Source organism: Providencia sp. PROV255 (assembly GCF_028478065.1).
Classification (GTDB): Bacteria; Pseudomonadota; Gammaproteobacteria; order Enterobacterales; family Enterobacteriaceae; genus Providencia; species Providencia rettgeri.
The window spans coordinates 20,074-43,350 of record NZ_JAMPMI010000010.1 but is presented as its reverse complement, the minus strand read 5'-3'; the positions used below and the strand labels follow the sequence as shown (position 1 = coordinate 43,350).

The window sequence follows — 23,277 nt, the reverse complement described above, 5'->3', positions numbered from 1 at the left end:
AGGAAATCCTGCAACTTACTGAAATACAGCTTAATTAACGATATTCCCCATTTGCTTTAAACTGCACCACAGAATAAGGCTGAGTACGGCCATCTGGCTGCTCCATACCTAGGCTACCAATTGGCATGCCCGGAACAGAAATTCCCACCACATCTGCCGGTAAAGCATCAATCGCATCAAGGCTACTCACAGGAACATGCCCAACAATCACTTTGCCTTTGTATTTCGCTATGTGGCAGCTGCGTAAGTTATAAGGGACCTTCAATTCATCATTGAGTTGATTTAATTCATCATAACTAATTTCGTTCACTTCAACGTTATATCCCGCTTTTTTAACCCCTTCTCCCCACAATTCACAGCAACCGCAATTTGCATCTTTATACAATTGCACGCTCTGGCTTTGAGAAAATGCCGAAAATGACAGTAATAACATTCCACTCAACATTAATTTTTTCATTTTTAATTTACCTTCAAAATAGTCATGGTGAATATTCATCATTATTTATTATGACGTAACTGGCAGATTAATTTATAAGCTGCAGGAATAATAAATAGGGATAATAACGGTGCGGTGATCATGCCGCCAATCATCGGCGCCGCAATACGGCTCATCACTTCCGAACCAACGCCTGTTCCAAGTAATATGGGTAATAAGCCCGCTAAAATTACAGCAACCGTCATGGCTTTAGGACGAACTCGTAAAACAGCGCCTTCATATAATGCACGGTCTAAATCTTGATCTGATAAGCTGCTTATTCCTTGCTGTTTTTCTTTATCTTCGATTGCATGGCGTAAATAAATCAACATTACCACACCAAATTCAGCGGCTACACCTGCTAATGCAATAAATCCAGTTCCTGTCGCAACCGATAAATTAAAGTTCATCCAGTAAAGGAACCAAATAGCCCCAACCAAAGCAAAAGGTAAGCTTAATAAAATCAGCAAAGCTTCACTAAATCGTCTGAATGCTAAATAAAGCAAGACAAAAATAATCATGATGGTAGCGGGAACCATTAACATTAACTTTTGATTAGCCCTTTCAAGTAATTCGAATTGCCCCGTAAAGGAATAGCTAAGACCCGGCTTCATTTGGATGTTATCTTTTATTGCTGCATCAATATCTTTAATAACAGAGACCATATCGCGATCGCGCGCATCAATATAAATCCAACTAGTCGGTCTTGCATTCTCAGTTTTCAACATTGGAGCGCCCATATTCACGAATACATCCGCAACATCACTAAGCACAATTTGCTGTTTACTCGGCGTTAAAATTGGCAACAATTTCATCGCAGATACACTATTTCGGTAATCTTGAGGATATCTTATGCTAATTGGATAACGCTCAATCCCTTCAACCGTTTCCCCAACCATTTCCCCGCCAGTCGCCATTGAAATATAAACTTGTACGTCACTGATGCTCATACCAAAACGAGCTGCTTTTTCTCTATCAATTTTGACATCAATATAGCGCCCACCAACCAATCGCTCGGCTAAAACAGAAACAACTCCAGGCACCGATTTGGTGACTTTTTCAATTTCTTGGGCTAATGCATCAATTTCTTCGAGATCTCTGCCGGATACTTTGATACCTATAGGGCTTTTGACTCCCGTAGATAACATATCAATACGATTGCGAATAGGAGGAACCCATAAGTTCGCAACTCCAGGTAAACGCACCGTTTCATCAAGCTCATCAATAATTTTTTCGAGAGTCATACCTTCTCGCCACTGTGTTTGCGGCTTCAAACGTATCGTTGTTTCAATCATTTCCATCAGGGCTGAATCCGTAGCTGTTTCAGCTTTACCGACTTTTCCAAATACCGTATCCACCTCAGGAATAGTTTTGATTAACTTATCTGTATTTTGTAGTAAAAATGCTGCTTGTGCAGGAGAAACCCCCGGTAACGTTGAGGGCATATAAAGTAAGTCACCTTCATTAATCGCAGGAAGAAATTCACCACCTAAATGTTTTAATGGCCATATCACGGTAAATAAAGATAAGAAACCAATTAACAAAGTTGTTTTTGGCCATGCCAATACCTTAGTTAAAATAGGGCTGTAGAGTGAAATCAACCAACGATTCAGTGGGTTTTTATTTTCATTTGGAATATTACCGCGGATCCAATACCCCATTAGAATTGGAATAACAATTAATGCTAACGCTGCAGCCCCCGCCATGGCATAGGTTTTTGTAAATGCGAGTGGACCGAATAAACGGCCTTCTTGCCCTTCTAACGTAAAGATAGGAATAAAAGACAATGTGATAATTAATAAGCTGATAAATAATGCGGGTCCAACCTCAACAGCCGAGTCCGTAATAACTTTCCAACGCTGGGCATTATCAATGACTTTACCTTCATTTTCATGCTGCCACTTTTCTAATTTTTTATGTGCATTTTCTATCATAACAATGGCAGCATCCACCATGGCTCCGATCGCAATTGCAATACCCCCTAATGACATAATATTTGCATTTATTCCTTGGTAGCGCATGACGATAAAGGCAATAAATAATCCAAGAGGCAAGGAAATAATAGCCACGAGAGCAGAACGGAAATGCCATAAAAAAACAGCACACACTAATGCGACAACAATAAATTCTTCCAGTAACTTATAACTTAAATTATCAATCGCGTTATCAATAAGAATACTTCTATCATAAGTCGTGATAATTTCGATGCCTTCCGGCAAGCTAGCACTTAAATCTTCAAGCTTCTGTTTTACATCATGAATCACATTACGTGCATTTTCACCTGAACGAAGCAAGATAATACCACCCACGACCTCGCCTTCTCCATTTAGCTCTGCAACCCCACGGCGCATTTCGGGCCCTTCTTGTATTCGAGCCACATCTTGTAAGTAAATGGGGACGCCATTTTCCGAGGTTTTTAGGTAGATTTTATTAAAGTCATCAATAGATTGAAGGTAGCCACTTGCTCTAACCATATATTCAGCTTCAGCAATTTCAATCGATGACCCACCCGCTTCTTGGTTAGCCATTTCAACTGCCTGTTTTATTTCAGGTAATGTCACTGAAAATTGGCTAAGTTTGAGTGGGTCAACTAAGATTTGGTAAGATTTAACCACACCGCCAACGGTTGCAACTTCTGAAACATTTGGCAACGCCTTCAATTCATATTTCAAAAACCAATCTTGTAATGAACGCAGTTCCGCTAAATTATGCTTTCCCGTTTTATCCACTAAAGCATATTCAAAAACCCAACCAACACCTGTCGCATCAGGTCCAATGGATGCCACTGCACCTTTAGGTAATTGGTTTTGGACTTGGTTTAAATATTCTAAAACTCGTGAACGAGCCCAGTATAAATCTGTATTATCTTCAAAAATAACATAAACATATGAGTCGCCAAAGGCAGAAAAACCACGCACCGTTTTTGCTCCCGGCACAGATAACATTGTGGTTGTTATCGGGTATGTGACTTGGTTTTCGACCAATTGTGGCGCTTGCCCTGGGTAAGTGGTTTTGATGATCACTTGTACATCAGATAAGTCAGGTAATGCATCAACAGGAGTACTGCGAATGCTCCAAATACCCGCAATAACTAAAAATACGACCCCCATTAGCACTAAAAACCGGTTAGCAACTGAGCGTCTTATAATCCATTCCAACATACTCTACTCCTGAGATTTATGTGATGAATGATTAGATGACGCCGATGGTTCGGGAAGCGCTTCCATCTTGGCTAATGCCCCGGCAATATTCGCTTCAGAATCAATTAGGAAAATCCCCTGAGTCACTATATGCTCGCCCACTTGTAAGCCTTCAGATATTGCCGTCATTTTTTGGGATTCACTCAGCACTCGCACCCTTTTCGGAATAAATTCACCATTCTCACCAACAGCAATAACATGCTGTTTTTTCCCTGAATCCACAATGGCTTGTGATGGGATCAACAAACTTTCCTTACCTTCTGCAACTAGATTTAAATATGCAGTCATACCCGGTTTTAATAAATGGTTAGGATCCGCAATTTCTGTACGAATATTAATTGTACGACTTGCTTGATCTGCACTGGGTAATATCAACCAGTTTTTTACATTAAATAACTGCGAAGGGTAGGCAGGAATAGAAACTGTAAATTGTGTTTGTTGATTAAGTAATTCAGCAACTGACTGAGGAACAGATGCATTAATCCACAATGGATCTGTTCCTTGAATTTGTGCAATAACGACTTCTTTGGATACGTTCATCCCTAAGCGCAAATTAAGTGCAGTAATTACCCCAGAAATAGGGGCTTGAACGGTAAAACGTGTTTGCACTTTTCCTGTTTTAATAAACTGGGAAAGCGCACCTTCTGGCATACCATTTAAACGTAAACGCTCAATGACGCTATTAAGATCTTGTTGGCTCGCATTCATTTGCTTAAGTGCGAGATATTCGCTTTGTGCTTCAACCCATGCTGGGATCGTTAGCTCCGCAATAGGAACGCCTTTTTGGATCCTCTCACCGACTGTGAATGGATAAACTTTTTCAACAAAACCATTTTCTCGTGCTTGTACGATCGCAAATTGGTGATCATTAAACACAATTTCAGCTGGAAATGTTAAGTCATAGTTTAATTTTCCCCACTTTACATCCACCGTTTTAAGCCCTAAATTTTGTGTCTGTGTTGGGTTAATTGTTATTCCTTTGCTATCCGCTGAAGCCAAGTTTTCATCCGCATATTTAGGAACAAGGTCCATGTCCATAAATGGGGATTTTCCTGGTTGATCAAATTTAGTATTGGGATACATTGGGTCATACCAATACAATACGGTGCGTTCTTGTTTTTCAACTGATTGGCTATTATTTTCTACAACGAAAAAATAACGATAAAATAAAATTGAAATAACGCTCGATAAAATAATTACCAATAGCAATTTGGTCAGGTTAACTAATGACATAACATCTCTCTACCTATTTAGTTTATCTTTTCGATGGATTTCAACATTGAAAGATTACCTTGTTGTACAAAGGAAAATTTTAATTCATCATTTTCTTGTAAACCGTTGATCATATTTTCATTTTCATAAGTAAAACGCATAGTCATTGGTGGCCAGCCAATACTTTCAATTTCTTTATGGTTAATCGTTAATTTCTTGTTCTCTTTATCAATCGAAATGAGCTTTCCTTCCGTATTGATTGTCGGTTCTGCGACTTTTTCTGGATAAATAGAGTGGTTATGTTCAGCGCCGCTTGCATAGCCAGTTGCTGCTAACATCGCCATTGAAATTGCAAAAAATACCGTATTTAATTTTTTCATTGTTACCCTCATGATTTTATTAATCCGCCACCTAGTGCAGAGAATAAATTTATTTCATTCTTCTGCTGTTCTATTTTCAACATCAATAAATTTTGCTGTTCGGTAAATAAGCTACGCTGTGCTTCAAGAACATCGAGATAGCTCAAGCCACCATATCGATAACTAGCTTGTTTCTGTATTAAGACGTTTTGCAGCGTGTTGACATATTGCTCTTGGGATATAAGTTGTTTTTCTAAACTCGATTTGATCACTAGGGCATCTTTCACTTCACGAAACGCCACCTGAATGCTTTTTTCATAATTAGCAATCGCTTTATTTTTTCTAATATTTGCCAACTCTAAATTTCGGCTATTTGATCCTCCAGTAAAAATAGGTAACGTGATTTTAGGAATAAAATTCCAGATACCATTTGAAGAATCAAATAGCCCAGTTAAAGACTCGTTATTATTTGCGATACCCGTATTAAAGGAAATTGAAGGAAAAAAAGCAGCTCTCGCTACACCAATATTGGCATTCTCAGAAACAATATTTTGTTCCGCTGCCATAATATCTGGGCGTTTTAATAATATTTCAGAGGGAATATTTGAAGGTGTTGTAATCAAGGGATAATTCGGTTCGTAGTGCCCTAACTCTGAGTTTATCTTTGTTACATAATCATTCGTCAAAAAATTCAGTAAATTTTCATTTTTTGCAATTTCACTTTTAATTTTTTCGATATTAATAGAAATAGACTGAACTTGTCCTTTAGCTTGTTCTAAGTCTGATAGCCCCGCTTTTCCTGCCGCCACTTTTTGTATTACTATCGATTGACTATTGAGGTAGCTTTGTTTCGTCTCTTGTGCAATTAATAATAGTTTTTGGTTATACACCACATCTAAATACGCTTCTGCTACCGTTTTGATTGTTATAATTTGTGTCGCACGGTTCATCTCTTGAGAAGCGATAAATTTTGCTTTATCTGCATCAGATAAATTTTTAATACGTCCAAAAAAATCCAGTTCATAGCTGATATCAATACCCGCACTATATTTCTTATTGAACGATGTGCCAGACTCTAATGATTGGCTGTAGTCAGCACTCATTGATGAATTAACTCGAGGATATTTTTCAGCTTCCGCTAACCCAAAACGCACACGAGCTTCTTCTACATCTAACGCAGCAAGATATAAATCACTGTTTTTCTCAAGCGCAATTTCTATCGCTCTTTTCATTTGTGGATCTTGAATAAATTTGTCCCAACTAGGAATCGATAATTCTATTTGAGCCTGCTTTACTGCATCAGGAATATTGCTACTGAATTGATGAGGTACATTAAGATTAGGACGTTGATATTCAGGGGCTAACGAAACACAACCCATCAAAATTAAGGCATAAGCTATAATTAATATTTTTGGGGAATACATGGTATAGCCATGCCTCTAGTGATTAAAATTGAGGCTATAGTAAAAAAGAACAACTGTTAGATTCATGACATGAAAATGACAAATTTGTCATTTTACATTTCGTTACTGTAGTGCTTAGAATGGCAGTATTGTTTACCTGTCTGCTAGGTCTAAGATGAAATTACTTATTGTTGAAGATGAACATAAAACGAGAGAATACTTATCTAAAGGCTTAAGTGAGTCCGGGTTTATTGTTGATGCAATCGAAAATGGCATTACAGGCCTGCATATGGCCACAACTGAAGACTATGATTTAATTATTCTTGATGTGATGTTGCCGGATATTAACGGCTGGGAGATTGCAAAAAAATTACGCAGTGTAGGAAAAAATACACCAATACTCATGCTTACTGCTTTAGGTAATGTTGAACATCGAGTCAAAGGGTTAGAGTTAGGTGCTGACGATTATCTCGTTAAACCATTTGATTTTTCTGAGCTACTTGCCCGAGTGAGAACTTTATTGCGCAGAGGCAATAACAGCATCCAAAAAACACAATTTACCATCGCTAATTTGCATGTTGATCTGATCAAACGGCGCGTTACCCGTGAAAATGATAAAATTATACTCACCAGTAAAGAGTTTTCTTTATTGGAATTTTTTATTCTTCACCAAGGTGAAGTTCTTTCTCGTTCTCTAATAGCCTCAAAAGTTTGGGATATGAATTTTGATAGTGATACCAATGTCATTGATGTTGCAGTCAAAAGACTGAGAGCTAAAATAGATCAAGGCTATGAACCTAAATTGATTCATACCATCAGAGGAATGGGCTATTTACTTGAGATCCCTGAAAATGATTAAGTTATTTCGATCTCCTGTCTCTATTTCAATTCGTCTTATTGTTTTAATCAGTATTACCCTCTCCCTCGCTTTATTATTATTTAGCTCGATCATGATCAATTCAGTTATGTTACATTTCAAACAGCAAGATGAATATACATTGAGCCAAATAAATCTCACTATTCGCAGTTTATTAAGTGAAAAAACTAACTCACAAGATGAACAATTTTCACGTATCAGAACTATTTTGAATGAACACCAAGATTTGGTTGTCTACCTCATAGATCAAAATGGGAATGTCCTGACTTCCTCAAATGCAACTGTAGACCTCATTTCTCGCCTAAAAAATTATGACTCGACTAAAGATAATGCAGATCAATATCTTGAAAGTTATCGATTAGCCGAAAGTAAAATTAAGGTATATCGCTCCAATGATATACAGCAATACCGCCTAGTAACGGCTCTTTCTCTTAATTTTCATCATAATTATCTTAGCTCTCTCATATATAACCTGATAATCAGTGCGATTTTACTGTGTTTATTTACTATTGCAGTTGTTTATTTTTTAGTTATCAAAGGCCTCAAGCCACTTAAAGAAGTTAGCGATGAAATAAAGAATGTAACCTCTGAAAATTTAAGTGTTCGTTTAGACCCTGACTCTGTGCCTAATGAATTAAAGCAATTAACTAAATCATTTAATCAGATGTTAGTAAAGATTGAAGATGTTTTTGTAAGGCAAACGAATTTCTCTGCAGATATTGCCCATGAAATGCGTACGCCAATTACTAATTTAATGACTGAAACTCAAATATCTCTGAGTAAAAACCGCAGTAAAGAAGAGTTAGTTGAGGTGTTATATTCTAATTTGGAAGAATATAACCGTCTATCACGAATGATATCTGACATGCTTTTTCTTGCTCAAGCAGATGATAATAGGCTTATTCCAGAGAAAAAAATGATTAATATTAAAACTGAAATAGAGCTTATATTTGATTATTTTGAATATCTCGCAGAAGAGAATGAAATAAAACTCAAGCTGATTGGTGAAACAACCTCTATTATGGCCGATAAAGACATGTTAAGGAGAGCGATTACTAACTTAATCTCAAATGCTATCCGCTATACCCCAAAAGGCGATTCTATCAGTATTAATATTTCAAATGTAAAAGAGGGAATTGAATTAATCATCAGCAACCCTGGTATAAAAATACCAGAAGAACATTTAGCTAAACTTTTTGATAGGTTTTATCGCGTGGATAAATCAAGACAACGAAAAAATGAAGGAAGCGGTATCGGATTAGCTATCGTCAAATCGATTGTATCAGCACATAAAGGCAGGATCACTGTAACATCAGATGATTTTTCAACACGTTTCACTGTATTTTTACCTATAAAATAAAATTAAAAATTTCTTTATAAATGGCAATTTTGTCATTTTGTTGTCAGTATTCAGACAGAAATAAAGCCTTATTATAGTTATAAGATAAATTATTTAACTTAATAAGGATTCACAATGAAAAAAATTATTTTTGCTTTAGCGATTTCTGCTGTAACAACACATGTAACAGCAGCTCAAACAGAAAAAGAAATTCATTATAATGCAGCAACTGCTCTCAGTTTCACTGAAAATAATACCTCTTATTCCAATCTAAAATCGATTAATAACCATTTGAAGCAAGCGGGTATTTCTGGCAAGAATATAATTAACTCACCTCAGTCATTTCTTCAATTAGATGAACATACTCAAGCTGCTACTGCATTGAATTTTATTCAAAATAACACATCTCCAGTAATACTGAATATGATCAGCCGCCATCAAAAGCAATCACCTAACTATAAAAAACCGATAGTAAAAACGGCTAAATTATTTTCCGATATGAATGAAAGTGAGAAGGCTATTACTATGCTAAGTTTCAATAAAAATAACTCTTCGGCACCAATTCAAAATGAAATTATGAAAATATCAAAAGATAACAAATAATTAGTTTTAAATAAAATTATTTAGTTCAATTAAATAAAACAAAAGTCTATTTTAATCGGAAAATCATTATAGTAAGTTTAAAGCTTATTATAATGATTTACCCTATTACATTTTTTATTACCTAAATAAATAAATCCTTTATTGATTATTCGAATCTGTGAATTACAATTCACTTGCAGTACACATTCATTTAAACTTTCCAATGAGGATTTATTATGTACAAAGCATCTATTATTATCGCATCATTATTATTTTCAACACTAGCATCTGCAACTTCCTTAGAGTCTCAATTATCATCAAAAAATATAATGACTTTTTCTGCCGAATATTCACTACATAATGGTGGAAACGGTGGTAATGGTGGTAATGGTGGCAACGGTGGTCATGGTGGCAATGGTGGTAACGGCGGCAATGGCGGACATGGTCATTAATTTATCTCAATATTAAATTTCTCCCCCTTCTTTTTGGAGGGGGAAAGGAGAAATACATGAATCATAAGGTTTGCATTTCATTAAGTCTGTTATTAATTAGCTCTTATTCCATCTCAAGTTATTCTCATTCCTTATTTAATACTACATCTAACTGTTCGTTAAAAAATGAACTTATTATTAATGACGTTAATAATAAAATATGTTCGATATTAAATGGTCAATATTATTATTCTAAGATCCTTAGCTTTGCAAGCCATGGGCAAAACGGAAATCATGGCCAAAATGGAAGTCATGGTCAAGGTGGATTAGGTGGTCAGGCCGGGCAAGGTGGTGATGGTCAAAATGGTGGAAATGGCGGAACAGGTTCAAATAACGGCAACGGTAGTAACGGTGGAAATGCAGAAGCTGGCAGTAATGGTAACGGTGGAAATGGTGGCCATGGTAGTGTTACCGGTGGTGACGGTGGCCATGGGGGAAATGGTGATGGAACCGGCAATGGTGGTAATGGCGGCAATGGCACAATGAATGGGAATGGAGGAAACGGGGGGAATGGGGGAAGTAATGGTGGGAATGGCGGCAATGGTGGAAATGGTTCTGGAGGTGGAAATGGCGGCAATGGTGGCAATGGCAGCCAAGGCGGTAAAGGGGGACGCGGTGGTTCAGATGGTGGTAGAGATGGCCTCGACGGCATCAGTACACTCTAATAGGCAAATTCATTAGCTGTGAATAAGTGATGTGGCAATATGAAACCATATAATTACCTTAACAATAAATGGTCTTATCATTAAAAACGGAAGCTTCTGCTTCCGTTTTTCGTATCCACATATTCTTTATTGCTTAGGTGCTAATTTCATTAAAAATGTGCGTAATTGGGTAAAGTCAGATGGTAAAAAGTGTGAAAGTAGCGGTAGCTCTGCACGCTCAGCTAACTCTTTTGGTAAAGGTATGGCCTTATTAAGGATCTCTTCAACACTTTCCTTAAACTTAGCTGGATGTGCCGTACCTAAAAACAGCCCGTATTCGCCTTCTTGCAACTGGTCACGCAGCACACGATAAGCAACCGCAGCATGTGGCTCAGATAAATATCCTTTTTTATCTAATTCACGTACTGTTTCTTTAGTCACTTCATCACTCACAACCCCATGGCCTAATTCATCAAGGGACCAACCTTTACGGCGGAATAACTCCTCAATACGAGGCCAGTTGTTCGGCTGACTAACATCCATGGCATTCGATAATGTAGCCACAGTTTGCTTTGGTTTCCATTGTCCATCAACAAGGTAACGCGGCACAGTATCATTTACGTTAGTCGCTGCAATAAAGCGTTTGACAGGTAAGCCCATTGCTTTGGCTAATAAACCTGCCGTAAGATCCCCAAAGTTCCCACTCGGAACCGAGATCACTAGTTGATCGCGTTTTTCTGCTGGGATCTGCGCGACCGCTTCAAAGTAATAGCAGATCTGAGCAAGTAAACGACTGATATTGATCGAGTTCGCTGAATTTAAGTACAGCGCCTTTTTCAACTCTTCGTCATCAAATGACTGTTTTACTAATGCCTGACACGCATCGAAGTCATCTTTAATCGCAACCGTATGAATATTTTCACCCAGTGTACAAAAGAGTTTTTCTTGCAGCGGGCTGATTTTCCCTTCTGGATAGAGAATAACAACTTGCACGTTATTAAGACGATAGAATGCGTGAGCGACTGCCGCTCCGGTATCCCCTGAAGTTGCCGTCAAAATGGTCACAGGTTGCTCACCAGCGACTTGACCTAACGCCTGAGCCATAAAGCGGCCACCGAAGTCTTTAAATGCGAGCGTTGGCCCATGATATAGCTCCAACGTTGCAACATCATCTTCAACTTTAGAAACTGGCGCAGGAAAAGCAAATGCGGCTTTAACTCTCGCTGCTAGCTCTTCTGATGGAATTTCATCACCAATAAAAGCACTTAAAATACGGCTGCTACGTGTGACAAAATCTAATTTTAATAATTCGTCGATTTCAGCCGCACTAAATTCAGGCAGATCTTGGGGAAAGAATAAGCCTTGTTGCTTCCCTAACCCTTGCTTAACCGCTTGCGCAAAACTTACTTGTTCATTGTTATCTTTTAAATTATACAGTTTCATTATTTACCCTATTGTCCTTGCCCCGGCCAGATCCAAACGGCAGATATGCACAAAGCCTTCATCATTCTGAATATAATGTTGTTGCAAGTAGCTCGCCATATTTTCAGCGATATGTTTCTCATCGCAAATAGCAAATAGTGTTGGCCCAGAGCCAGAGATACCACACGCCAATGCACCTATTTCTTTTGCGTTCTGGCGCGCTGCCGCAAAACCCGGTAATAGTTGTGTACGATAAGGCTCAGCAACAACATCTTGGATCATCGTTGCTGCAAGTAACGGCTGGTTTGTATGACATGCATGAATGAACCCTGATAAGTATCGACCATGGTTTACAATGTCGTGACGTGGGTAGCTATCAGGCAGGATCGCACGTGCTTCCGCTGTTGATACTTTAATTCCTGGATAGGCCATAACCCAATACCAATTTTCAAATGCAGGTACAGGCTGTGAAATAATACCATTTTGCTCGATAATCAGTTGTAAACCACCTAAAAAACACGGTGCGACATTATCATAATGCACACTACCAGAAATACGCCCTTCCAGTTCCCCCATCATGCCAAGCAGTTGGGTATCATCAAATGGTTTCTCTGCAAATTCGTTTAGCGCCATCAATGCGGCGACAACAGAGCAGGCACTAGAACCGAGCCCTGAACCAATTGGCATATTTTTTTCAAGCGTCATCGCAACATTTAATGGCTGACCAAGACGCTCACAAAACAGCTGCCAACATTGGTAAACAATATTGTGCTCATTCTTTTTCGGAAGTTTAGCAACGAATTTGCCTTTATTCGTCAACGAAAAGGTGTCTGCCGCTTCAACTGTTACACAATCACCTAATAGTGAACCGTCTGCAGGCGAAACTGCTGCCCCTAGGACATCAAACCCGACGCTCACATTACCAATTGAAGCCGGTGCATAAACTTTAATCACTTATTAAACTCCCAATTTCCATGAAAGGGTACGCAGCATATCCGCAAATACACCAGCCGCAGTAACATCATTACCTGCGCCATAACCTCTTAATACTAAAGGAATTGGTTGGTAATAGCGTGTATAGAAAGCTAGTGCGTTTTCGCCATTTTTAACTTTGAAGAGAGGGTCATTACCATCTACGGCAACAATCTTAACCTGACAGCGTCCTTCTTCAATCAATCCAACATAGCGTAACACTTTTTGTTCTGCTTCTGCGGCTTTTATACGTTGCGCAAATTGTTCATCCAATTGTGGTAGGCGTGCCATAAATTCAGGCACTGCGCCACTACTGTCAAAATCCGTTGGTAAAACAGGTTCAATTTCAATATCTTGTAACTCTAAGTCATAACCTGCTTCACGGGCTAAAATTAACAATTTACGCGCCACATCCATACCCGATAAATCATCACGAGGGTCTGGCTCCGTAAAACCTTTTTCTTTAGCGAGTGTTGTGGCTTCGGATAAAGACATGCCTTCGTCTAACTTACCAAAGATGAATGATAAAGAACCGGATAAAATTCCGCTGAAATGAACCAGTTCATCCCCTGCATTCAATAAATTTTGCAGGTTCTCAATAACCGGCAAGCCCGCGCCTACGTTAGTGTCATAGAGGAATTTACGTTTCGATGTTTCACTTGCCGCACGTAACTGATGGTAGTAATCCATCGACAAAGTATTGGCTTTTTTATTTGGTGTGACCACATTAAAACCATCTTTCAAGAAATTGACATACTGCTCTGCAATTTCCTGATTTGATGTGCAGTCAATAATGACAGGGTTCAAGAAATGGTATTCACGCTCTAAGCGAATTAAACGGCTTAAACTAAATGGCTCTTTCGCTTCCGCTAGCTCCGCTTTCCAGTTATCTAAATCAATCCCTTGCATATCCGTTAACATTGCCCGTGAATTAGCAATACCACATACACGCAAATCAATATGCTTTTGTTTTAACCATTGTTGCTGGCGGTGAATTTGCTCAATTAATGCATTACCAACGCCACCAACACCAATGATAAAGGCCTCGATAACTTGTTCCGCATTAAATAGCATTTGGTGACATAAGCGTACCGCTGTTGTGGCTGACTCATTGGCAATAACGGCGGAAATAGAGCGTTCGGAAGACCCCTGTGCGATAGCGACAATGTTTATGTTACCGCGAGTTAAAGCGGAGAAGAAACGCGCGGAAATGCCTTTCAACGTGCGCATGCCGTCACCCACAACTGAAATAATCGCCAATTGTTCCATTACATCCAGAGGATCAAGTACGCCATCTTTCAGCTCTAAGTAAAACTCTTCTTCTAGTGCGGCACGTGCTCTCACTAATTCATTTTGCGGGACACAAAAGCTAATACTGTACTCTGATGAAGACTGCGTGATCAGGACGACCGAGATCCCTTTACGAGACATGACTGAGAAAATGCGTGCAGCCATACCCACCATTCCCTTCATACCGGGGCCAGATACGTTAATCATCGCCATGTTATTCAGGTTGGTGATCCCTTTCACTGGTGTGCTATCGTCAGTTTGACCATCACCAATTAAAGTCCCCGGAGCGCTTAAGTTAGTGGTATTTTTTATCAGGCAAGGGATTTGGAATTGAGCAATTGGGGCGATGGTACGAGGATGGAGAACTTTGGCACCAAAGTAGGATAACTCCATGGCCTCCTGATATGACATACCTTTCAACAAGCGTGCATCGGGTACTAAACGCGGGTCACAAGTATAAACCCCATCTACATCAGTCCAGATTTCACAACAATCAGCCCGTAAGCATGCCGCTAAAACTGCAGCTGAATAATCAGACCCATTACGACCTAATACCACTAATTCACCTTTGTCATTACCTGCAGTGAAGCCCGCCATTAAGACAAAATGATCTTTCGGTATATTTAAATCAGCAATGCGTTTTGTTGACTCATTTATATCAACGGTAGACTCAAGGTAATGGCCTTTCGCGAGTAAGCTCTCTACAGGGTTAATTACTGTCACATTATGGCCGCGTGCTTTTAGCACCGACTCCATAATGGCGATAGAGAGTTTCTCGCCACGGCAGATAATGGCTGCGTTAATGCTGTCAGGACATTGTCCGAGAAGAGTAATACCATGCAGTACTTGTTTGATTTGTGCGAATTCTTGCTCTGTCAATTTTTTTAAACGGTCATATTCAAAACCGGGTTGTTTTTCTTTTAATCCTTTTAAAAGGTTAGCAAAAATCATTTCAGCATCATTAACATGCGTGATGACATCTTGTCCTGCAACCGTTTTTTCAATCATAGCAACCAGATGGTTAGTGATTTTTGCTGGCGCGGATAACACCAAAGCCACTTGTCCATCTGCTAGTTTACTTTCAGCGATGTCAGCAACATTCAGTACTCGTTCGTCATTTGCAACCGAAGTACCGCCAAATTTAAGCACACGCATGGTATTTCTCTCCTGAATTAACACCAAAAAAAAGCCCGCATCGGTTAAGTATGCGGGCTTTTTCATTTTTATTTTTTGGATGCGTCAGCCCGCCCCGTTTCCTGTGGTTACGGTGGTGGTGGTAATAATAATAGTCAGGCTGATATTACGCATAGATTCTGTCTGTCTCTTAGATTCTTTTAAGTTTCTCCCTATACGGTTAAAGCAATTGGTATATTTTGTCAAATTTATTTGCAAAACATCCCTTTTAAAACTCTTTTTTTATTTGATAAATTATCTATCAGCGCGAAAAACACATTCACAAAAAGATACCTATCACACCAATGATGGTATTAAAAACCAAAAAAACTTAAATTTTAAGTTAAATAATTTTTTACCTAGCCAGAAATGAAATTGCCTATTAAATAGGCAAAACAGATAGCCTTTAGCGATTTCTTGTGAAGAAAATCAAAATGAAAATATGAACAACAATGACCCACTTAATCAATGCATTTAGCAGCTATATTTCTTATCATTTGCCCCATGTTCATCAATACATAGGCACCATTACACAAGTCAGTATTGATACTTAATTTTATGATTTTTTCATTCGTTTAAATTACAAACAAATGCTATGAAATTGTTAAAAAATAGTCACAGCAAAATAAAATAAGTATTTCTCCTAATTAAATGAAACAAAAAATCACAAACTAAATATTTACACCCCGTTATCTCTAGCAAGATAAATTTTTCACCTTTTTCTGTAGCAAAATAACATTTCGAAATTGGAGGTAAGTCACAAATTAAACATTATTTATAATGGTATATTTAACTCATTGAAGACTATATTCATTGATACCAAGCCGAAGCATACCCTATGCATCAACTACTCCCCTTTTTTAGACGCTATCTGATTCCTAAACACCGCATTAATTTATATAATTATCTGCCTAACAATTTTTGTTAACGTGCTACAATTGATTTTGATATGTATCAACAAAAGTTAGTTTTTTAGGTGGTAAATGCAGTATTAGCTGTTATATTGCTGTTAACAGTACAATATTGGGAAAGTGCTTACATTTTGACTTGCAGTTAAAGTCTTTTGCCTAAAATGGCAACATAATGTCACTGTTGAATTTCAAAACAAATTTATACTCATAAACGTTTTTTCCAGAGAACAATATCAATAACCACCTAACTGGAAACGGCTTGTGAGTTCAGTATTTTTATTTTAATACTTTAGGTAGCAACTATGCAGACCCCACACATTTTGATTGTTGAAGATGAAATTGTCACACGCAATACGCTTAAAAGCATCTTTGAAGCGGAAGGCTATGTGGTTCATGAGGCAACTGATGGCGAAGAGATGAATAACGTTCTCTCTGAGCACGACATCAATTTAGTCATCATGGATATTAATTTACCAGGAAAAAACGGTTTATTACTTGCTCGTGAGCTTCGTGAACAAGAAAGCATTGCGTTAATGTTCCTAACAGGACGTGATAACGAAGTCGATAAAATCCTTGGCCTTGAAATTGGTGCTGATGACTATATCACTAAACCATTTAACCCACGCGAACTGACTATTCGTGCACGCAATTTACTGTCCCGTACAATGAATTTAGCGGGTGGTACGGAAGAGCGTCGTTTAGTGGAAAGCTATAAGTTTAATGGTTGGGAATTAGACATCAACAGCCGTTCATTAGTCAGCCCTGCCGGTGAGCACTACAAATTACCCCGTAGTGAATTCCGTGCGATGCTGCATTTCTGTGAAAACCCAGGAAAAATTCAGACTCGTGCAGACCTGCTGAAAAAAATGACTGGCCGTGAATTAAAACCACACGACAGAACTGTTGACGTAACGATCCGTCGTATTCGTAAACATTTTGAATCGACACCTGACACACCAGAAATTATCGCTACTATCCACGGTGAAGGCTATCGTTTCTGTGGTGATTTAGACGAATAATTAGAAAGCTAATTATTTACTGGTTATCGAAATCCGTTGTCTTTCTGGCAACGGATTTTTTATTTGCGAGTGATTTTTATTGCGAGTATAGCGGCTCAACTATTTTGTGATCACCAAGGCATAATCGGTACTGCGCTCAGCGCATTCTTTGGAGAACCATCGATCATCTTATCTGAATAAGTCAAATAAATTAATGCATTACGCTTAGGATCATAAAAGCGTACAACTTGCAATTTCTTGAAAACTAAAGATGTTCGTTTTTGAAAAACAACCTGCCCTTTCGTTGGTTTGCGTTTGACACGGTCATTTAACTCAATCGGCCCAACTTGCTGGCATGAAATTGCAGCATCAGAAGTATCTTCTGCTAAACCTAAGCCACCTTTGATTCCCCCTGTTTTTGAACGGCTTAAATAACAAGTCACATTCTCAACATCGGGGTCATCAAATGCTTCAACGACAATTTTATGGTCAGGGCCGAAAATTTTAAAAACAGTATCGACTGAACCAATTTCTTCAGCAAATGTGATGCCCGGCAACACTGATAATAATGCTGCAAGTACGATATTTTTTAATCTGGAACGACGCATACTGAATTCCCTATTCAACTAAAAATCGGTAAAACTTCGTAGTAAAACGAGACTTATTATTCACTTTCTTAACTAATTATCAAATACAACTCATTTACTATAAACGAAAAAGATAACTTGATATAGAATAGCAATTCATTGATAGATTATATCTGTTCTATAAGTCGCATTGGCTGGGGATATACATGGATCAAACTAATATTATTCGCGACTTGCTTCGCTGGATAGATGACAACCTAGACAAACCACTCTCACTGGATAATGTTGCAGCAAAAGCTGGCTACTCTAAATGGCATTTACAACGAATGTTCAAAGAGGTGACTGACCAAGCGATTGGTGCTTATATTCGAGCCAGAAGGCTTTCTCGTGCAGCTGTGGCATTGCGGCTAACAAGCCGACCAATTCTTGATATTGCGTTACAGTATCGTTTTGATTCGCAACAAACTTTTACTCGAGCCTTTAAAAAGCAATTTAACCTAACCCCTGCTTTTTACCGCCGAAGTGAAGAATGGTGTGCAGCAGGAATTTGCCCACCGATTATTTTAGATAATCACACGAATATTGAACATGAATTCTTGCAAATGCCAGCGCAAGAGCTGGTTGGCTTGGAACAAAGTTGTTCTTATGCGTTAGAAGAGTGGTCAACGGCCTGTTCGCAAATGCGCCAGACATTTTGGCACTACTATTTGGATAATACGACGACTATTGCGTCAGAAGTTTTTGGCTTGCACCATGCCATTCATAATCCAGAAAAAGAAGATGAACAAACGGTGTTTTATACCACTGCGGTAAGACCCGAAGATGCAAGTTTTAACACTGACCAATACACAAGTTTAACGTTGCCAAGTGGTCATTATGTTAAATTTTCGTTCAACGGCACACCAACTCGAGATGCATTACAAGAGTTTTTATACCAAATTTATGGTGTATATCTGCCTAAGCTGAATTTAACGCGTCGTCCTGGTTATGACATCGAACATTATCGATTAAAAAATATCGATTTACGTCATATCACCCCAGAAAATGATGACCCAAAAACACATATCGATACCTTTGATTATTATGTCCCAATCAAAACAGGTTCGACCGCAACACCTTAAAGTAGAGGAGTTTCAGTTTGTTGAAACTCCTTTTTCTAAATCGTTAACCTTGCTGTTCATCGAGAGCAGGCTGCGACAAGTGTGTCACCTCACCAGCTGTTTCAACTATCCAACCATTCGCCAACCATGGGCTGTTTTGGTAATCAACACGAGATAGTGAACAATTACGTAAACGTAAGCGGCGTTCTGAATAGGCAGGAACCCCCATAATACGGCTAATTAACGTACTTAACGCAATGCCGTGACTAACAATCAGTGGGCGACTCCCTTCAGGCAAATCTAAACAACTATTTAGTGCTGCAAACATGCGTGTATACAGCTCCTCCATCGATTCACCCTCTGGAATTCGTCCTCCACGTGTGCCATCAATTAAGCTTTTACGCCACTGTTCTTCCTCTGGCGTTAACGACTCTATTGCTCTTTGCTCAAGAACGCCCATATTTAGTTCACGTAGACGCGGTTCTGTGGTAATTTCACACCCGCATACACTTGCAATTATTTGTGCAGTTTCCAGTGTGCGTCCCATATCACTAGTGATAATATGGGTAATGCCTTCTGACTTTATCCTCTCAGCCACCTGCCTTGCTTGCAGTCGTCCAGTGGCGGTCAGAGGGCTATCGGATTGTCCCTGGATGCGACGAGCTAAATTCCATTCAGTTTCGCCATGGCGAACAAGATAAACCTGTAACATAGATGTGTTCCGTTATTACTTTTCGAAGTATGTGTTCAAAGGAAAATAATTAATGTACCAAGTTATAGCTGCAACGACTAATCCTGCCAAAATTAAAGCGATCCATCTTGCTTTCGATGCTGTTTTTGGGGCTGGCAGTTATCAAATTGAAGATATTAATGTCGATAGCAGCGTTCCACAGCAACCTATCGGTAATAATGAAACCCGTACTGGGGCTAGACAGCGCGTCATGGCCTCTCGGCAAGTTCGCCCTGAAGCGGATTTTTGGGTTGGTATTGAAGCGGGTATCGAAGACGATATGACATTTGCTTGGATAGTGATTGAGCATAAGCAAATACGCGGTGAGTCTCGCTCTGCCAGTATTATGATCCCAGAAAAAATTCTGGCGGGTATTCGTGAAGGCCGTGAACTCGGTGATGAAATGGCCTTTTTAACAGGCATCGATAATATCAAACAACAAGGTGGTGCCATTGGTTTTTTCACTGACGGGGTATTAACTCGCACCAGTGTTTACCAACAAGCCTTGATATTGGCCTTGGTTCCCATTAAGCATGAAATTTATAAAGAGCTAAACCAAGTAGAAGATTAATTATACTTAAAATAATTAAAATTGCATGTGCGATTAAACACCACTCTTTTCACACTAAAGTATGGGAAACCATACTTTTTTTGTGCCTATTTATTTGAAATATGACCAATACCAATACACTAAATAGTTCGAATTGTAGGTAGGCGGCAAGTGGCGCTAAGCCCTAGGAGCATACACAAGTATGTGACTAGGGTTAGCAAACGCAGCCACCCCTACAATTTGAAATATGACGCGTATTTATATTCTAAATAATTCGTGCTGTGACTAGGCGACCAACGAGGATAGCTCGGGGAGCATACACAAGTATGTGACCCGAGTAGCTGAGAACAGTCAACAACGTCACAGTACGAAGTATGACGAATATTTTAGAGGAGTTGTTGCTCCAACCACTCCTTCACAGGAATAGGCGCTGACTTCAAACTATTTGACCCGCGCGTAATAGTCGCAATTCCCACGCCTAGCTCATTTTTCAGTTCTCTTTGGCTCATTTCGCCGCGCATCAGTTCTTGCACAATTTTAACGCGAGTCGCTAACGCTGTACGCTCATCTGGCGTGAGTAATAACTGAAGAACTGGCAGATGAATATCTTGTTCAAATGCCAATTGTAATAAATTCACAAAGCGCAGCCAGTCAGCGTTCTCATCGGCTGTTAGAGCCGGATCTTGGTGTTGATTTGCTGTCATCGTTTATCCACCCATACTATTTAACTAGTACAAATAATAACACACTCTTATTAGAAATCATCAACCAAACGCTTTTCAAGCTTCAATAATACAAAAAATAACCAAATTTCATTTAGTTAGCTAATAACGCTTTAGATAGTTTGAATAATATCTAATCGACCGATGTGGAAAGTTAGAAATAAACATTTCCCATACCCACCAACACGCTAAAGCATTCGTGCTGTAGCAAGGCGGCAAAAGAGCTAGGCCCTAGGAGCAGACATAAGTATGTGACTAGGGCTAGCGAGTGCAGCCAACACCGCTACAGTGCGAAGGATGACGCGAATTAGTATTTCATATTCCACTCATTAGAAAGCAACACCTTACTATTTTTCTGCCCCATAAAGTGCCGATAGAATAAGTCATATGACAACACGTTTTTCACATAGCCGCGAGTTTCTGAGAACGGAATACTTTCCACAAAGGCGACCGCATCAATACGCCCACCACTATTACCTAACCAACGAGTCACACGAGATGGGCCTGCATTATAAGCCGCACTGGCTAAAATGCGGTTATTACCAAACTGCTGATAAACATCTTCCAAATATGCTGTTCCCAGCTCAATATTGGTCGTAGGATTAGTTAATTGACTAGCATTTACGTAGTTAATACCTTGTTTTTGCGCGGTATGTTTTGCTGTTGCTGGCATCAATTGCATCAAACCTGTCGCTCCGACAGGTGAGCGAGCTTGTGGATTCCACGCACTTTCTTGGCGAGCGATTGCCATTGCATAGCTCTTTTGAATATCTTTCGATTTGGTATATAAATTGAATTCTTTATCCCACGCTAATGGGAAACGTTCTTCTAGGTGATCCCAAAGTTTAGCAGTGATAGTCGCCTGCACGCTGAGATCCGCCCACTTATTATCAAACGCATAACGCGCTAATTGCTCTTGCTGGTTGGCAGGTAGCGATGCCACTAAACTCACCCATTCAGAACGAGCAAGGTTGTCTAGCTCCCAATACATTAACTCTCTAACTCGCTGAACTTCTGGGAGTTGACTGACGCTTGAGTCTGGTTTAACAGCCGTTTTAACGTATACAGGGTAATCTACTTCTAAAACTTGTGCTGCAACCATTGGGTAGAAACCGCGTTTTTCAGTTAATTGGCGAAGTAACGTCTCACCTTCTGCTTTTTTACCTGCATCAATTAACGTGATGGCCTGCCAATATTGCCACTCTTCTTTATTTTTCACTTCCGCTGGCAAGCGATTTAACCATGAAGCGACACCTTTCTTATCGCCAGCCCCTAATGCCAAACGAACACGACGCTCTCTCAATGAAGATGAATTGCTTTCTTGAATGGTCTCATCACGCCATTGAGCCTGTTCAGGGGTCACATCTCCCATATATTGCCAAGCAATACTGTCTTTAAGTAATTGCTTTTCTGCCATGTTCATTTTTTGTGCAGAACTTATGCTATTAAGTACCGTACGAGCCGCATCAGGGGATTGACGTGCATAACGACTAAAAGCCGCGATGGTAGCTTGGCGAGTAAAATCCGTTGGCGTCATCGTTTTGGCGAATGTCACAACTGAGGCTGGGTCATTTTGTAATTTCACTAACGCATCACCAATCGTTTTATAACTTGCTGGTAAACGTTTAGCTAAATAACTCGCAATCGAAGTATTACCCTCTTTTATGGCTAAATTAATGCGCTCAAGAGTCATTTCAGGGGTTAAATAACCCTCTTTTTCCCATTCATTAAATAACTTATCACAAGCACTCGGCATTGAACGGCCATTTAACCAGGCTTTTTCTGCCCCTTGCCATGCAACTTGTTTATTTCCCACAGCCCAATTAGCAAAATAAAAATTACATTGTGCTTCTGCAGGTTTTGGGGCTTCAGGGCTAAACTCCAGCAATGATTTCCACTCTTGACGACGGGCTAACTCATTCACAAATCGAGTTTTTAAGTTTTTAGCAACGGGTAGCGTCGGGTAAGTATTAATAAACTCCTGAACTTGGCGAGGTGATACAATATCTAAGTCTTGAGTTAGCTCACGATAAGCGAGATAAGGGTAAAGTGGATAATCATGCAAGGTCGGCAGCAAGCGCTCGACTTCATCCATTTTATTGGCATCCCATGCAACCTTAATTGCTTGATAACGCTCCCGCTGTGCCTGTAAGGAATCCGCCCATACTGTGCTGGAAACCAGCAACATTGTTACAGGTACTGCCGATAACCAACCTTTCATATTCACTCGCTCCATCGCT

The 23,277-nt window shown here is 39.4% G+C and carries 21 protein-coding genes and 1 other annotated feature; of the genes, 8 read left to right on the top strand and 13 right to left on the bottom strand.

Going from position 1 to position 23,277, the window contains the following annotated elements; genetic code table 11:
* Window positions 1-34: 34 nt before the first annotated feature.
* Genes PR725_RS11775 through PR725_RS11755 form a run of 5 tightly spaced genes read right to left on the bottom strand, consistent with a single transcriptional unit; the run spans window position 35 to window position 6,670 of the window.
* Window positions 35-457, bottom strand: coding sequence for a DUF411 domain-containing protein (locus PR725_RS11775; RefSeq protein ID WP_042851912.1), 423 nt, complete (start codon window positions 455-457; stop codon window positions 35-37).
* 41 nt (window positions 458-498) lie between these two features.
* The gene (locus PR725_RS11770; RefSeq protein WP_272569127.1) at window positions 499-3,636 is read right to left on the bottom strand and encodes an efflux RND transporter permease subunit; all 3,138 of its coding nucleotides are present in this window, start codon (window positions 3,634-3,636) and stop codon (window positions 499-501) included.
* A gap of 3 nt (window positions 3,637-3,639) precedes the next feature.
* Window positions 3,640-4,908 (bottom strand): efflux RND transporter periplasmic adaptor subunit, encoded by a 1,269-nt coding sequence (locus PR725_RS11765; RefSeq protein ID WP_272569125.1) that lies wholly within the window; start codon window positions 4,906-4,908, stop codon window positions 3,640-3,642.
* A gap of 17 nt (window positions 4,909-4,925) precedes the next feature.
* Window positions 4,926-5,267 carry a copper-binding protein gene (locus PR725_RS11760; protein WP_227024219.1) on the bottom strand — a complete coding sequence of 114 codons (342 nt, stop codon included), beginning with the start codon at window positions 5,265-5,267 and terminating at the stop codon, window positions 4,926-4,928.
* Window positions 5,268-5,275: 8 nt separating this feature from the next.
* Window positions 5,276-6,670, bottom strand: coding sequence for an efflux transporter outer membrane subunit (locus tag PR725_RS11755; RefSeq protein ID WP_210850748.1), 1,395 nt, complete (start codon window positions 6,668-6,670; stop codon window positions 5,276-5,278).
* A 154-nt stretch (window positions 6,671-6,824) separates the two neighbouring features.
* On the opposite strand from PR725_RS11755, the gene PR725_RS11750 reads away from it, so the two are divergent.
* The 5 genes from PR725_RS11750 to PR725_RS11730 all read left to right on the top strand — a co-directional run bounded on the left by PR725_RS11750 (window position 6,825) and on the right by PR725_RS11730 (window position 10,603).
* Window positions 6,825-7,508: a heavy metal response regulator transcription factor gene (locus PR725_RS11750; RefSeq protein WP_109911851.1), complete on the top strand. Its 684-nt coding sequence runs from the start codon at window positions 6,825-6,827 to the stop codon at window positions 7,506-7,508.
* Complete coding sequence (locus PR725_RS11745) at window positions 7,501-8,886, top strand: Cu(+)/Ag(+) sensor histidine kinase (RefSeq protein WP_004914721.1); 1,386 nt, start codon at window positions 7,501-7,503, stop codon at window positions 8,884-8,886. The genes PR725_RS11750 and PR725_RS11745 overlap by 8 nt, the downstream gene beginning before the upstream one ends.
* Before the next feature lie 114 nt (window positions 8,887-9,000).
* Window positions 9,001-9,468 carry a hypothetical protein gene (locus tag PR725_RS11740; protein ID WP_272569119.1) on the top strand — a complete coding sequence of 156 codons (468 nt, stop codon included), beginning with the start codon at window positions 9,001-9,003 and terminating at the stop codon, window positions 9,466-9,468.
* 215 nt (window positions 9,469-9,683) lie between these two features.
* Window positions 9,684-9,899 (top strand): hypothetical protein, encoded by a 216-nt coding sequence (locus tag PR725_RS11735; protein ID WP_004914725.1) that lies wholly within the window; start codon window positions 9,684-9,686, stop codon window positions 9,897-9,899.
* A gap of 56 nt (window positions 9,900-9,955) precedes the next feature.
* On the top strand, window positions 9,956-10,603 hold the full coding sequence (locus PR725_RS11730; protein ID WP_004914728.1) for a hypothetical protein: 648 nt from the start codon (window positions 9,956-9,958) through the stop codon (window positions 10,601-10,603).
* A gap of 126 nt (window positions 10,604-10,729) precedes the next feature.
* Here PR725_RS11730 and thrC read toward each other — a convergent pair whose 3' ends face one another.
* From thrC to thrL, 4 genes are all read right to left on the bottom strand, one after another.
* Complete coding sequence (gene thrC / locus PR725_RS11725; RefSeq protein ID WP_109911849.1) at window positions 10,730-12,025, bottom strand: threonine synthase; 1,296 nt, start codon at window positions 12,023-12,025, stop codon at window positions 10,730-10,732.
* Window positions 12,026-12,028: 3 nt separating this feature from the next.
* Window positions 12,029-12,958, bottom strand: coding sequence for a homoserine kinase (gene thrB / locus PR725_RS11720; protein WP_109911848.1), 930 nt, complete (start codon window positions 12,956-12,958; stop codon window positions 12,029-12,031).
* Between the two features lie 3 nt (window positions 12,959-12,961).
* The gene (gene thrA / locus PR725_RS11715) at window positions 12,962-15,421 is read right to left on the bottom strand and encodes a bifunctional aspartate kinase/homoserine dehydrogenase I (protein ID WP_109911987.1); all 2,460 of its coding nucleotides are present in this window, start codon (window positions 15,419-15,421) and stop codon (window positions 12,962-12,964) included.
* Window positions 15,422-15,445: 24 nt separating this feature from the next.
* Window positions 15,446-15,567, bottom strand: a sequence feature (Thr leader region).
* A complete protein-coding gene (thrL, locus tag PR725_RS21870) occupies window positions 15,506-15,574 on the bottom strand; it encodes a thr operon leader peptide (RefSeq protein WP_071548816.1) in 69 nt (22 codons plus the stop codon). (Overlaps the previous feature by 62 nt.)
* 1,078 nt (window positions 15,575-16,652) lie before the next feature.
* On the opposite strand from thrL, the gene arcA reads away from it, so the two are divergent.
* Window positions 16,653-17,369 (top strand): two-component system response regulator ArcA, encoded by a 717-nt coding sequence (gene arcA / locus PR725_RS11710; protein WP_004905684.1) that lies wholly within the window; start codon window positions 16,653-16,655, stop codon window positions 17,367-17,369.
* A 110-nt stretch (window positions 17,370-17,479) separates the two neighbouring features.
* Here arcA and creA read toward each other — a convergent pair whose 3' ends face one another.
* The gene (gene creA, locus PR725_RS11705; protein ID WP_004914737.1) at window positions 17,480-17,956 is read right to left on the bottom strand and encodes a protein CreA; all 477 of its coding nucleotides are present in this window, start codon (window positions 17,954-17,956) and stop codon (window positions 17,480-17,482) included.
* Window positions 17,957-18,141: 185 nt separating this feature from the next.
* Here creA and robA point away from each other — a divergent pair, with 185 nt between their 5' ends.
* A complete protein-coding gene (gene robA / locus PR725_RS11700; RefSeq protein WP_004914738.1) occupies window positions 18,142-19,056 on the top strand; it encodes an MDR efflux pump AcrAB transcriptional activator RobA in 915 nt (304 codons plus the stop codon).
* A 43-nt stretch (window positions 19,057-19,099) separates the two neighbouring features.
* On the opposite strand, the gene gpmB is transcribed toward robA, so the two are convergent.
* Entirely contained in the window at window positions 19,100-19,747 is a 648-nt protein-coding gene (gene gpmB, locus PR725_RS11695; protein ID WP_102138956.1) for a 2,3-diphosphoglycerate-dependent phosphoglycerate mutase GpmB, read from the bottom strand.
* A gap of 52 nt (window positions 19,748-19,799) precedes the next feature.
* Between gpmB and yjjX the strand changes: the two genes are divergently transcribed.
* Window positions 19,800-20,336, top strand: coding sequence for an inosine/xanthosine triphosphatase (gene yjjX / locus PR725_RS11690; protein WP_004914743.1), 537 nt, complete (start codon window positions 19,800-19,802; stop codon window positions 20,334-20,336).
* Between the two features lie 365 nt (window positions 20,337-20,701).
* Here yjjX and trpR read toward each other — a convergent pair whose 3' ends face one another.
* Window positions 20,702-21,019: a trp operon repressor gene (gene trpR, locus PR725_RS11685; protein WP_004914745.1), complete on the bottom strand. Its 318-nt coding sequence runs from the start codon at window positions 21,017-21,019 to the stop codon at window positions 20,702-20,704.
* Window positions 21,020-21,344: 325 nt separating this feature from the next.
* Window positions 21,345-23,258, bottom strand: coding sequence for a murein transglycosylase (sltY, locus tag PR725_RS11680; RefSeq protein ID WP_181937078.1), 1,914 nt, complete (start codon window positions 23,256-23,258; stop codon window positions 21,345-21,347).
* Window positions 23,259-23,277 lie beyond the last annotated feature (19 nt).

Bases quoted from the DNA above. Each gene is read 5' to 3' on its own strand.
- PR725_RS11775 (WP_042851912.1), bottom strand. From the start codon at position 457: ATGAAAAAATTAATGTTGAGTGGAATGTTATTACTGTCATTTTCGGCA.
- PR725_RS11770 (WP_272569127.1), bottom strand. From the start codon at position 3,636: ATGTTGGAATGGATTATAAGACGCTCAGTTGCTAACCGGTTTTTAGTG.
- PR725_RS11765 (WP_272569125.1), bottom strand. From the start codon at position 4,908: ATGTCATTAGTTAACCTGACCAAATTGCTATTGGTAATTATTTTATCG.
- PR725_RS11760 (WP_227024219.1), bottom strand. From the start codon at position 5,267: ATGAAAAAATTAAATACGGTATTTTTTGCAATTTCAATGGCGATGTTA.
- PR725_RS11755 (WP_210850748.1), bottom strand. From the start codon at position 6,670: ATGTATTCCCCAAAAATATTAATTATAGCTTATGCCTTAATTTTGATG.
- PR725_RS11750 (WP_109911851.1), top strand. From the start codon at position 6,825: ATGAAATTACTTATTGTTGAAGATGAACATAAAACGAGAGAATACTTA.
- PR725_RS11745 (WP_004914721.1), top strand. From the start codon at position 7,501: ATGATTAAGTTATTTCGATCTCCTGTCTCTATTTCAATTCGTCTTATT.
- PR725_RS11740 (WP_272569119.1), top strand. From the start codon at position 9,001: ATGAAAAAAATTATTTTTGCTTTAGCGATTTCTGCTGTAACAACACAT.
- PR725_RS11735 (WP_004914725.1), top strand. From the start codon at position 9,684: ATGTACAAAGCATCTATTATTATCGCATCATTATTATTTTCAACACTA.
- PR725_RS11730 (WP_004914728.1), top strand. From the start codon at position 9,956: ATGAATCATAAGGTTTGCATTTCATTAAGTCTGTTATTAATTAGCTCT.
- thrC (WP_109911849.1), bottom strand. From the start codon at position 12,025: ATGAAACTGTATAATTTAAAAGATAACAATGAACAAGTAAGTTTTGCG.
- thrA (WP_109911987.1), bottom strand. From the start codon at position 15,421: ATGCGTGTGCTTAAATTTGGCGGTACTTCGGTTGCAAATGACGAACGA.
- arcA (WP_004905684.1), top strand. From the start codon at position 16,653: ATGCAGACCCCACACATTTTGATTGTTGAAGATGAAATTGTCACACGC.
- creA (WP_004914737.1), bottom strand. From the start codon at position 17,956: ATGCGTCGTTCCAGATTAAAAAATATCGTACTTGCAGCATTATTATCA.
- robA (WP_004914738.1), top strand. From the start codon at position 18,142: ATGGATCAAACTAATATTATTCGCGACTTGCTTCGCTGGATAGATGAC.
- gpmB (WP_102138956.1), bottom strand. From the start codon at position 19,747: ATGTTACAGGTTTATCTTGTTCGCCATGGCGAAACTGAATGGAATTTA.
- yjjX (WP_004914743.1), top strand. From the start codon at position 19,800: ATGTACCAAGTTATAGCTGCAACGACTAATCCTGCCAAAATTAAAGCG.
- trpR (WP_004914745.1), bottom strand. From the start codon at position 21,019: ATGACAGCAAATCAACACCAAGATCCGGCTCTAACAGCCGATGAGAAC.
- sltY (WP_181937078.1), bottom strand. From the start codon at position 23,258: ATGAAAGGTTGGTTATCGGCAGTACCTGTAACAATGTTGCTGGTTTCC.